This is a genomic window from Roseomonas sp. TAS13, assembly GCF_001950415.1.
GTDB lineage: Bacteria > Pseudomonadota > Alphaproteobacteria > Acetobacterales > Acetobacteraceae > Roseomonas > Roseomonas mucosa.
Genome location: NZ_BDLP01000141.1, coordinates 1 through 10,911, shown reverse-complemented (window position 1 = coordinate 10,911; position 10,911 = coordinate 1). Strand labels below are relative to the sequence as shown.

General features: G+C 63.9%; 11 protein-coding genes and 1 pseudogene. 10 read left to right on the top strand and 2 right to left on the bottom strand.

The window, feature by feature from the left end; all coding sequences use genetic code 11:
• The 10 genes and pseudogenes from ROTAS13_RS12530 to dgt all read left to right on the top strand — a co-directional run.
• Positions 1 to 788: TrbI/VirB10 family protein (locus ROTAS13_RS12530; RefSeq protein ID WP_139323343.1), on the top strand; the 788-nt coding region annotated here is incomplete at its 5' end.
• Between the two features lie 166 nt (positions 789 to 954).
• The gene (gene virB11 / locus ROTAS13_RS12525; RefSeq protein WP_216348644.1) at positions 955 to 1,995 is read left to right on the top strand and encodes a P-type DNA transfer ATPase VirB11; all 1,041 of its coding nucleotides are present in this window, start codon (positions 955 to 957) and stop codon (positions 1,993 to 1,995) included.
• A 110-nt stretch (positions 1,996 to 2,105) separates the two neighbouring features.
• A complete protein-coding gene (locus ROTAS13_RS12520; protein WP_073140486.1) occupies positions 2,106 to 3,941 on the top strand; it encodes a type IV secretory system conjugative DNA transfer family protein in 1,836 nt (611 codons plus the stop codon).
• 255 nt (positions 3,942 to 4,196) lie between these two features.
• The gene (locus ROTAS13_RS26290; protein ID WP_139281455.1) at positions 4,197 to 4,421 is read left to right on the top strand and encodes a hypothetical protein; all 225 of its coding nucleotides are present in this window, start codon (positions 4,197 to 4,199) and stop codon (positions 4,419 to 4,421) included.
• Between the two features lie 75 nt (positions 4,422 to 4,496).
• Entirely contained in the window at positions 4,497 to 5,162 is a 666-nt protein-coding gene (locus tag ROTAS13_RS12515; RefSeq protein WP_073140489.1) for a hypothetical protein, read from the top strand.
• On the top strand, positions 5,159 to 6,313 hold the full coding sequence (locus ROTAS13_RS12510) for an ImmA/IrrE family metallo-endopeptidase (RefSeq protein ID WP_073140491.1): 1,155 nt from the start codon (positions 5,159 to 5,161) through the stop codon (positions 6,311 to 6,313). The genes ROTAS13_RS12515 and ROTAS13_RS12510 overlap by 4 nt, the downstream gene beginning before the upstream one ends.
• Positions 6,314 to 6,369: 56 nt before the next feature.
• The gene (locus ROTAS13_RS28600; RefSeq protein WP_073140494.1) at positions 6,370 to 6,720 is read left to right on the top strand and encodes a transposase; all 351 of its coding nucleotides are present in this window, start codon (positions 6,370 to 6,372) and stop codon (positions 6,718 to 6,720) included.
• Positions 6,630 to 7,037, top strand: a pseudogene (locus ROTAS13_RS28090) (transposase); the annotation flags it as partial. The gene ROTAS13_RS28600 and the pseudogene ROTAS13_RS28090, both read left to right, overlap by 91 nt.
• A gap of 174 nt (positions 7,038 to 7,211) precedes the next feature.
• Positions 7,212 to 7,373: a hypothetical protein gene (locus ROTAS13_RS27160; protein WP_171979089.1), complete on the top strand. Its 162-nt coding sequence runs from the start codon at positions 7,212 to 7,214 to the stop codon at positions 7,371 to 7,373.
• A 37-nt stretch (positions 7,374 to 7,410) separates the two neighbouring features.
• Positions 7,411 to 8,739: a dGTP triphosphohydrolase gene (dgt, locus tag ROTAS13_RS12495; RefSeq protein ID WP_216348643.1), complete on the top strand. Its 1,329-nt coding sequence runs from the start codon at positions 7,411 to 7,413 to the stop codon at positions 8,737 to 8,739.
• A gap of 97 nt (positions 8,740 to 8,836) precedes the next feature.
• Here the strand turns inward: dgt and ROTAS13_RS12490 are convergent, their stop codons facing one another.
• Both ROTAS13_RS12490 and ROTAS13_RS12485 read right to left on the bottom strand, forming a co-directional pair.
• Positions 8,837 to 9,622: an abortive infection family protein gene (locus ROTAS13_RS12490; protein ID WP_083755505.1), complete on the bottom strand. Its 786-nt coding sequence runs from the start codon at positions 9,620 to 9,622 to the stop codon at positions 8,837 to 8,839.
• 28 nt (positions 9,623 to 9,650) lie between these two features.
• Positions 9,651 to 10,664, bottom strand: a complete 1,014-nt coding sequence (locus ROTAS13_RS12485; protein ID WP_216348642.1) for a toprim domain-containing protein — start codon at positions 10,662 to 10,664, stop codon at positions 9,651 to 9,653.
• Positions 10,665 to 10,911 lie beyond the last annotated feature (247 nt).

The window sequence follows — 10,911 nt, the reverse complement described above, 5'->3', positions numbered from 1 at the left end:
CCCCGATCATGAGCTACGAGGACCGTGCCGCCCCGCAGGCCGCGCAGCTCGTGCAGGACGGGCCGGCCGGCCCCCGCGCTGCCCGGGCCGGGGCGCCTGCTACAGTCCCCGGCGGCCTGGCCGGGGGCGCCAATGAGCCCGACGACGCGCTCTCTTCGCGCCTGCGCCCGTCCCGCATGGCCGCGGCCCGCGCAACCGTGCTGCGGAATCCTGAACTGACGGTGCCGATGGGCACGCGCATCCCCTGCATTCCCGAGATGCCGATAGACTCCACGGTTGCCGGCTTCTTCTCCTGCATCACTCCCGTGGACGTGCGCGGCTCCACCGGAACCGTCGTGCTGATGGAGCGTGGCACCCGCATCGTGGGCGAGGTCCGTTCCGGCCTGGCCCGCGGCTCGCGTCGCCTGTTCGTGGTGATGACCCAAGCCCTCACGCCTGGCGGCGTGCAGATGGAGCTGAACAGCCCCGGCGCCGACGTGATGGGCCAGGCCGGGCTGGATGGCGAGGTCGATAGCCACTTCTTCGAGCGGTTCCGCGGCGCCATGCTGCTCGCCTTCCTCGACACCGGCCTACAGGCCGCGGCCACCGTCGCCAGCAACTCGCTGAACAACGGCACGGGCGTCACCTTCAACCAGTTCCAGTCGGGCGGGCAGCGCGCCACCAGCCAAGCGCTGGAATCCGACATCAACATTCCCTCCACCCTGCGCCGAAACCAGGGGGAGCCCATGACGGTGTTCGTGGCGAGAAATCTGGACTTCTCGGACGTATATCGGTTGGTGAGCCGGTGAGGGGCGCGGCGGTGCAGCTCGCCCTTCACCTCGCCGCTGCGGCGCCGGCCGGGAGTTGGGGAACGGCAGGGCAGGCGTGCCGCCTGCCCGGTCCCTCCCCGGAGGACGCGCCCACCATCCACGATCCGGCGCAGCTCCTGTTCGCCTTCGCGCGGGAGGCAGGCCGATGATGCACGCCGCGGCACAACTGGATTTCGCCCTCGCCCCCGTGGCCGGCGCCCTGGCCGATCCGCGCACCGAGGAGCTGTGCATCAACCACCCCGGCGAGTTCTGGCTACGCCAGGGCGGGCGCTTCGAGCGGCACGCCGCCCCCGAGCTGGACTTCGACATGCTGGAAGGCGTCGCCATCCTGGCCGGCGCCCTGCGGAACCAGAACGTCGGCGCCGAGCACCCGCTGTGCTCCACCGACCTGCCGACCGGCCACCGCCTGCAAGTCGTGCTGCCGCCCGCCGTGCCGCCCGGCACGGTCTCGCTGACCTTCCGCCGGCCGAGCGATTCCGTGGCCGCCCTGTCTGACCTGGCCGGGCGCTACGACACCTCCCGCTGGAACCGCTGGGACAAGCGCCGGGAACAGCGCCAGGCGGACAGCGCCGGGCTGCTGGAGCTGTTCGACGCGGGCGACGCCGTGGCCTTCTTCGGCGGCCTAGTGCGGGCGCGCCGCAACATCCTGTTCTGCGGCGCCACGGGCGGCGGCAAGACGACGCTGAGCAAGACCCTCACCTCCGAGATCCCGCGCACCGAACGCATCCTCACAATTGAGGACGCGCTTGAGTTGGTCGTGCCACACGGCAACTCTGTCCGCCTGCTCTACTCCAAGGGTGGGCTGACCATGGGCGGCGTCACCGCCGACGCCCTGCTGCAAGCCACCCTACGGATGCGCCCCGACCGCGTGCTGCTGCAGGAACTGCGCGACGACGCGGCCTGGGTGTACCTGAACGAGGTGATGACCGGGCACCCCGGTAGCCTCACCACGATTCACGGCGCCGACGCGCCGCAGGCCATGCGCCGGCTGTTCAACCTGGTGAAGGGCACCCCGCAGGGCGCCACCTACGGCGACGACACCCTGGCCGCGATGATCGGCAGCGCCGTGGACGCCATCGTGCCCCTGCACAATGACGCCGGCACCTACTCCATACGCGAGGTCTGGTTCGCCGATGACGCCGCCCGCCGCGGCGAGGTCGCCGCCGATCTGCTCCGCGCCGCCTAACGCTGGACCGTCTTGGGAGGGCCCTGCATAGGGCTGGAAGAGAGATATACGATGGGCGCTGTACGTCTTGCGTCTAGCCGTCCAGCATCAGGTCGCCGGAGGCCGGGGCGATGAGCGAACGTCGCCGCCTCCCCTCCCCCGGTCGCTTAGTGGCCTGGGGCCTGCTGCTGGCCATCCTCGCCCTGCTCTGGACCGCTGCGGCCTCGGCCGTGTTCCTGTGGGGCACCGGCCTGGTCCGCTACTTCCCGTTCCAGGGGACCGCCTGGATCGGCAAGTGGTGGAGCTACGCCCTGTTCGCGTCGCCCCACCCCATCGTCGGCCGATGGCTGATGTTCGGGGCCGGGGCGCCCACCGTGTTCCTCGGCCTGGTGATCTACCGCCTGGTGCAGCTTCGCGGCGGGCGCGTCACCCGCCCCGGCGAGGTCGTCCGCGGCAGCACCGACAACCACGGGCACGCCGAGTGGATGAGCATGAAGGAGGCCCGTGACCGCTTCCCTGGCCCGCACCCCGACTTCGGGGGCGTGGTCGTGGGCGAGGCTTACCGGGTGGATCAGGACAAGGTGGCCAGGCTCGCCTTTGACCCGGAGCGGCGGGAGACCTGGGGCCAGGGCGGCAAGGCCGCGCTGCTGGTGGACCCCTGCAAGATCGGCCCGACCCATAGCCTGGTGTTCGCCGGCTCCGGCGGCTTCAAGACCGTCTCGGCCGCCTCTACCCTGGTCCACTGGACCGGCGCCGCCGTCGTGCTCGATCCCTCGCGCGAGCTGGGGCCGATGCTGTCCGCGGCCCGCGCCGCCATGGGGCACAAGGTCGTCTCCCTGGAACCCGGCACGCCGGGCGGGATCAACGTCCTCGACTGGATCGACGTGACCCACCCCCTCGCGGAAACCAACGTCCACGCCGTCGTGGGCTGGATCTTCGGAGAGGCGGAAGGCGGCAGCTCCGACGCTGATAAGTTCTTCCGCAACTGGGGCAAGCAGCTCGTCGCTTGCCTGCTGGCGCATATGCTGTGGGACGACACCATGCCCGCGGAGGCCAAGACCCTCCGCACGCTCCGCGCCGGCATCGTCACCCCCGAGGACCAGATGCGCGACGTGCTGGAAGGCATCCACGCCGGGTCGAACAGCCCCATGGCGCGCGACATTGCCGGCACTATCAAGAAGATCGTCCCCGAGACCTTCTCGGGCATCTACGGCAATGCCACCGGCGACACCGCCTGGCTCTCCGTCGCCGCCTACGCCGATCTGGTGTCGGGCGGTACCGAGGGCGCGGAACCCTCCTGCGGCACCGCCGAGCTGACAGAGGGCAAGCTGACGGTGTTCCTGCAAATCCCGCTCAAGGTGCTGCGCGACACCCCCGCCGTCGGGCGCGTGCTCGTCGGCGCGTTGCTGAACGCGCTCTACGAGGCGGACGGCGCCGTGCAGGGCCGGGTGCTGTTCATGCTCGATGAGGTCCGCCGCCTGGGGCCAATGAAGATCCTGGAGGTCGCCCGCGACGCCGGCCGGAAATACGGGATTACCTTGCAACTGCTCTACCAGGCCGAGGATCAGCTCGTGGAACAGTGGGGCCGGCAGGGCCGCAACGCCTGGTTCGATAGCGTGAGCTGGCGGATGTATGCCGCCGTCCAGAACACCGACACCGCGAAGTCGGTATCGGACGCGGCCGGCGGGCACTCGGTCCTGGCCGAGAGCGAGGGCAGCAACGCCGGCAGTCAGGGCAAGGCCCTGGAAGTCGGCTCACGCTCCAAGGGCACCAGCATGAACCGGCACGAGATGGCCCGCGCCCTGATCCGGCCGGATGAGCTGATGCAGGACGTGCGCGGCGATGAGGCGTTCGTGTTCGCCCGTGGCTCCAAGCCGCTGCGCTGCGGACGCGCGATCTACTTCCGCCGCGCCGAGCTGCGCGCGGTGATCGAGGCCAGCCGCTTCCATAAACAAGCGGCGGAGTAGGAGGGCAGTATGTCCGACACCAAGGGTTCCAACCAATCCCACGACACCGCGCCGCGCCGGGCGGAAGAGTCGGCCTTAGCCGGCGCCAGATCGTCAAAGCTGGGGCAGGGGCAAGCCTCGGCTGCGACGCAATACTGGCAGAGCGTGGCCGCTGCCGGCCGGGCCGCGAAGCCGGCCGCCGCAGCGCCGACTGAAGCCGCCACGCCTGGCCGTCAACGCGGCGCGCGTGCGTAAGATAGACAAGGAAATTACCTTATGAAGCTCGTTCTGTCTGCATCCGGCCTGGCCGCTGTCTATGGCTTCGGCATCCTGCCTGCCTCGGCGCGGGCGCCTCAACCCGTGCCCCAATGCACGGCAGTAGTCACCGGCCGTGACGGTCGGAACGTGGAGGCTGAACAGGTGGTCAATGCCCTGCGCGTGCAGGGATGCGCCGGCATTAAGCAGCAACGAGACCTCACGGGTCAGCGAGGCGCGGGTTGAGCCGCTACGGGCTGTTGACTTTTTTCCCGAAAAGTCGCCTTCTGTTGATTAGCGCAAAAATCAACAGGATCCGACATGACGGAGGCCGACAACCCGGTTGAGCGGTTCGTGGATGGCGAGTTTCCGGTTCGATTCCGTGCCTTCCTGCCGCCGGCCATGCGTCTCGCCTACGCAACTGTGGACACATTCATGGAGCAGGCGGATTTCCTGATGACCCCGAGCGGCCTGTTTCAGCGCGGCCAGCTCATCGTGAAGGCTGTCGAGCTACAGCTCTTCAAGTTAGCACGGAGCGGCAGCTTGCCGTTCGAGCCGAAGTGGGAAGAATATGCGTCTCCGACCGGCAAGCATCTCGTGCTGCACAGCCCGCGGTCACGTATCACGGTCAACCAAGTTTCGGAGCCTTCGTCGAAGCCTCGTCACGCCAAGTTTCGTGAGAACTTTGGCCTGAACAATACGCGGTATCTGTGGCCGGAATGGAATGACGAGGCGGAGCGTTCGGACAGACTTCGCCATCTGCTGATCCTGCACGGGTATCAGGACCTCAACTTTGTCAACATCGGCTTCCCACATCCGACTAAGGATCGACTGCTGTATCGAACCGAGAACTTTGTCGATATGCCGCAGGTGATCGGCGGCACGGACGAGCGCGACGACAAGCGCGAGGGTCCCACCGAGGCCCCTGATCTTGAGCCGCTTGAGGACCTTGAGAAGTTTTTACGTGATAACAAGCTGGATCGATGACGAACGTAGTTTCCTTTCCGGATCGGGTGCGTGGTTTTGCTCCCGCACGGCTTATTGAGGCTCGGGTTGCGCTCCAAGCGTCGCGCGACGAGCTGGGGCGTGCTGTTGGGCTGACAGGCCAAGCAATTGGCTATTACGAGACGGGCGCGCGTAGGCCCGACATGGAAAAGCTGCTCTCGATCGCGGCCGCGCTTAGGCAGCCCGTCACGTTCTTCCTGCGCGAGGGGCGGCCCATGCCAGCCACCACTGGCACGCGGTTCTTCCGCAGCATCGGTCCCAAGAGCAACAAGCTTAATGCGTCGTTGGACGTAAAGACCAAGTGGCTGTGGGAGGTGGTAGACCGCATTGGCAAGCTCGTGCGTTTGCCCGAAGTGAAGTTGCCTTCGGTAGATCGTTCGCCGGGCGCGACTTCCTACTCGGACGAGGAAATCGCACAAATTGCTACCGCGACCCGCCGCCTTTGGGGGCTGGGTGACGGCCCGATTGCCAATGTCATAGCATTACTGGAAACGAACGGCATCATCGTTAGCCGCTATGAGATGGGGTCGGATAAAATCGATGCCTTCTCATGCTGGGTCGACGGCCGACCTCTGATTCTACTCGGATCAGATAAGGAATCCGCTTGTCGTTCCAGATTCGATGCGGCCCATGAGGTTGGACACATCATCCTCCACCATGGCGCGGCGCAGGAGGATCTGAATGACAAGCGCATCCGCGACCGGTTGGAGGAGGAGGCGCATCGGTTCGCCAGCGAGTTCCTGTTTCCGCGTAATATGTTTCTGATTGAGTTCTATTCGACCCGTGCAGCGCACCTACAGGGGCTTAAGCGCCGGTGGGGCATGTCGATGCAGGCGATTGCACATTACGCTAAGGTGCTAGGCGCGATTGACGACAGTCAGTACGTCTTATTTCGGAAAACCGTCACTAAGAACCGATGGCTTAGAGAGGAGCCTCTGGATCGGGAAATCCCGATGGAACAGCCAAAGATGCTGCTCAAGGCGATCAAGATGCTCGTTGATCGTGGGGCGCTGCCCCCCTCTGGCTTAGAATCTGAGAACGGCTTTTCGTTTGAGATGGTGCAGAGGCTATGCGGCGAACTGCCAGCGGCTTTGGCTCCGGTTGGTCCGTCACTCACGCTATTATCGTCGTAAGGTGGGCGGGCGGGGAACCCCGCCCGCCTCCGGGCTAGGTCTCTGGAGAGGCGTCTATGCCGATTGGGATATCGCCCGAGAACACTGGTCGCACCCCGGCGGCTTCCAGCGTCTGCCTCAGCACGCGGAGGTTAGCCGCCATTGGGGTTCGCTTCTCTCCCTCGAACCGGTCCGATGCCACACTTTCCGGCGTGGTGGAGATCGACGGCGCCTATGTCGGCGGCCACACCCGCCGAGAGAACAAGAAGGCGGATCGCAAGGACCGGCGCCTTTCGGAGAACCAGTCCAACGTCGTCACTCCGGGGTTGTCCTTCGTGAGCGCGACGGGCGTACCCTGCCGTTCGTCGTGGCGCGCGAGGCGGACGGTGTGGCGCTTGCCCGCCAGCATATCGCGCCGGGTTCCGTGATTCATGCCGATGAGGCGGGCGGCTGGGACGTCCTGCACGCCTTCTACAACCTGCGTCGGATCAACCACTCCGTCGCATTCAGCCTCAACGCCGCCTGCACCAACCAGGCGGACAGCTACTTCGCCCGCTTGCGCCGCGCCGAGTGGGGGCAGCATTACCACATCAGCGGACGATACCTCGCTGCCTACGCGGGCGAGATTGCATGGCGCGAGGACACTCGCCGTCAGCCGAACGGGGTGCTGCGCCAGCGCGCGACCGGCGCAGCGCTACGATACCCGGTGTCTCGGGTGTGGGCTGGGTACTGGCAGCGCGGCTAGATGCGCGCTCCCCGAGAAGTTGAGCGGCGAGTGCTCTAACCCAGCCCGACTAGGCGCGTTGACCGAAGCGCGCTATGCGATGCGGAGTACGCCATTCGTTAAGGCAGACTCGCAGAGAGTTGCCGAATCGAGTTAGATGCGCGCTCATTGTACGCGCCAGACGGGAGCCGTTCTATGTCAGGCTATGCAGCCGTTAATGACGCTTTCCGCTTTGTGGAAAAGCAGGACACGCTCTTGAAGCAAGTCATTCGGATGCAGGCTGAAAAGGTTCGCCTTCAGGGAACAGCGGAGGCGAAGAAAGAGGGCGAGGCTTCTGGAGCCAATTCTGAGCGATAGGGGCTTGTTTTACCAAAAGGATGATTTCAGGCGATCTTTGTCCAAAAAGGACGATGAGGAGTGGCGTCCATCGTTCTTCCGCGATTACGGCAGGATCATCCATTCACCCAGCTTTAGGCGTTTGCAAGGTAAAACGCAGGTTTTCCCTGGGCATGAATCTGACTTCTTCCGTAATCGGCTAACGCATTCGCTCGAAGTAGCGCAGATTGCGGAAGGAATTGCCGATAGGCTGAATACTGAGCATCCAGAATTGAAAAAGATGGATGCAAGGCAGCGCATCGATACGCGCCTCTGCGCTGCAGCTAGCCTCATACACGATCTCGGTCATCCTCCGTTTGGACACAATGGTGAGCGCGCCCTTGATCACGCCATGCACTCGCATGGTGGATTTGAAGGCAATGCACAGACGCTTCGGATCGTCACTAAACTTGAGCGTAAAGCTAGGGACGCCAATAATGTCCCATATGGCCTTGATCTTTGCTATAGAACCCTTGCATCAATCCTCAAGTATGATTCGCTGATCCCCAGAGCGCGACCCGAGGGCGCAAAACTTTCAAAGGGGTATTATCAGAGCGAGCGCGAGATTGTTTCTGAGATAAAGAAGCATGTCTTGGGTTCGTACGTGGTCCCAGACGGTGAGTTTAAGACCGTCGAGTGTGCGATTATGGATATAGCGGACGATATTGCATATTCGACGTACGATCTTGAGGATTCACTTAAAGCAGGATTTTTAACGCCCGCTGCAATTTTGTCCTCTCCGCCGCGATTGATGAATGATGTGGCGAAGAAGGTTAGCGACGAGCTTCAGAAGAATGTTACCGCGGTTGAGGCAATGGCCGTATTTGTTGAGATTTTTACTGATCCCAACCAGAGAGTAGGCGATAAGGGCGATTTAGAGAAGTTTATTGATCAATACAACGCATATGATCAGCTGGCAAAGTCTGGCTATTTTCGCACACAGCTGTCGTCTCAGTTGGTTAAAGAGGCCATCGGATCGGTAACTTTGACGTACAATGCCGACTGTCCGGCAATGTCTAAGGTTCATCTGTCGGCGGAGGCAAAACTTAGAGTGGAGGTGCTGAAACAGTATACTTACTTAGCTACCATTTTCTCTTCGAGGGTCAAACTCCCTGAATACCGCGGATACGAAGTGGTAATGGGCATATTCAAAGCCTTGGCCGGCCCCAAGGGACACCTACTTATGCCTGATGATGTTAGAGATCAGTACTACCTGTGCGGCGGTGACATGGACACGGAAATGAGACTTATATGCGACTTTGTGGCTGGCATGACCGATCGATATGCGATGGAGTTCTATGGCCGTCTGCACTCGGATGGGCCGCAAAGCATGTTTAAGCCAATCTAGGCCATCAATCACTTAGCCCCCTTCCAAAGCACAAATTGACCCGTTCCCTGCACCGATTTGACGACCCCATTCCACAACGGTAGCAGCGCCAAGCGCGTCAACTAAACCAATCAGCCTTTTTCTTGGAACGATGCTGCCAAGTTGAAACCAAGAAAGAGGCCATTGTTCCGGCTAGGTTGACCGCTAATTCAGCGTGACGGGGTTGAGCACGAATACCTGTTCGGCCCTGTCCATGTGCGTCACCCGCCTTGTTGCGGATGGCAGCAAGATTTCCCACAACAGCCTGAGCATTACCAAGTATGGCTTTGAACACCGGCTCTTGATGCTGGTTCGGCGCCAGGTTCAACAGCTCTGCGGTCATTCCCCAAAGCCGCGGCAAGTCCACGTCATCAGGATACGCCTTCTCAGCATCGTCAAGGATGTGCTTGCAAACAGTCTCAAGCATCGTCCGCGCTGCTGTAATTGCGCCATCTGGATCATCGGTGCGGCGCTCAAGCGCCTTTGTCCAGGCCACAGCAACGTGCTCTGCATCGAGGACTTCCAACGCCTCTGTTATGGGCTCTGTGCCGGGTGAATTTTCCTGGGCTTCGAGCTGGTCCAGCAATGGCCGGAAAGCGTCCCAAATGTGGACCCGTCTTCCCTGATACTGCGCGTGCTCTATTTGAATGTAAGGCCAGAATTGGCTTGTATCCCGACAGGGCCGAACAAAGGCAGGCAGCTTTCCCGCCGTCATTGGATTGCGGGTCAGCTCGTCCCGAAGCTGCTTATATTCGTCATCGTCAAAGTTGCCTCCAGTTGCTCTAGCGACCAATCCGTTTTGCAACCTAGTCACTTTGTCGATTAGAGATTCCTCATCACCAGCACCCCACGGCGGCAAGCTCAAATGCACCTCCCCTTGGATTATTCGTTGCCTACATTCTGGGACCGGAAGCACGCCCCTGCTTTGTAGTTTTCTCGGTAGCAGCGTTTTGAGCCATTGCGGTTTTGTTGAGCTGCGCTGTTTGTAAATGGCTCAAAACGTTTTGTACCGCCGTGGCGATGGGCTGGTGTCCCTGGCGTCGCGCCAAGTCGTTCCAATCGCTGCCGCGGTCGCCGGCCGGAAAGGACGGCACCGCCGCAGCTCCCCCCACGGCCGCCGCGGCGGCCTCCGCCTTCTCCTTCCCCACGTTCGGCAGCGGCACCGCCCGCCTCGGCAGGTGGTGTTCGTTGTCGCCCGCGATGACGATGGGCCGCGACGGGTCGGCCGCCCGGTACGCCTTCGCCACGGCCGCCAGGTTTGCCGCGTTGAAGGCCACGGCCACCGGCAGGCCGGTCGCCTCGTGCAGCGTCTCCGCCGTGGCGTAGCCCTCGGCCACCAGCAGCGGCGCCCCCGGCCTCGGCCGGTCGCCGATCAGCGCGTGCCCGCCCTCGGTCCTGGCGCCTTTCAGGAACAGCTTGGACCCGTTCACATCCACTCGCTGAAGGCCCCATAGCCGCCCGTCCGGTCCTTGCACCGGCACCAGCAGCCGGCCGCGCCGGTCCTGCCGTAGCCCGTGCGCTCGCACCCCCTTGGCCGCGAGGTAGGGGTGCGAGGTCGCCGGCGCCGCCGCCGCCCATAGCCGGTGCGCCATCCTGGCCGCCCGCTCCTGGGTGTCGTGGCGCTCCCGCGCCCGCTCCGCGGACTTTGCCGCCGCCTTGGCCGCGAACGCCGCCCGCTCGGCCGGCGCCATCTGCACCACGGGCCGCTCGGCCTTCCAGCGGATCTCGGTTCCGGTCTTGTGGTTGCGGATGTAGCCCGCCGGCCAGCCGTCCAGATGCCCGACGTAGGTTCCCGACTTCTGCCCCTTCCGGTCCCCCTCCACGGCAACCCGGTGCATCCGCCCGTCCATCTCCACCGGCCCGCTCACGCGCAACCCCGCCTGATGCAGCGCCACGGCGAAGTCCACCGCGGCGTCGGCCTCGGTGAAGCGCGGCGCCGCGCGCCGCCCCGAAGCTGCGGAAGCTCGCGGGGAGGCCCGGGGAATGACCGGGGATGGCGCCGGGTTGGCCTGGGAAGGCGCCGCGGGTCTGGCGGAGGCCTGCGCCGCGTCGCGGTCCTGGCACGGCTGGGTCGCCTGGGCGGGCTTCTGGCCCCTGCCCTGCTCCATCCCCGCCAGCACCGCCCCGCGCTCGCCCAGGGCCAGCGCCAAGCGG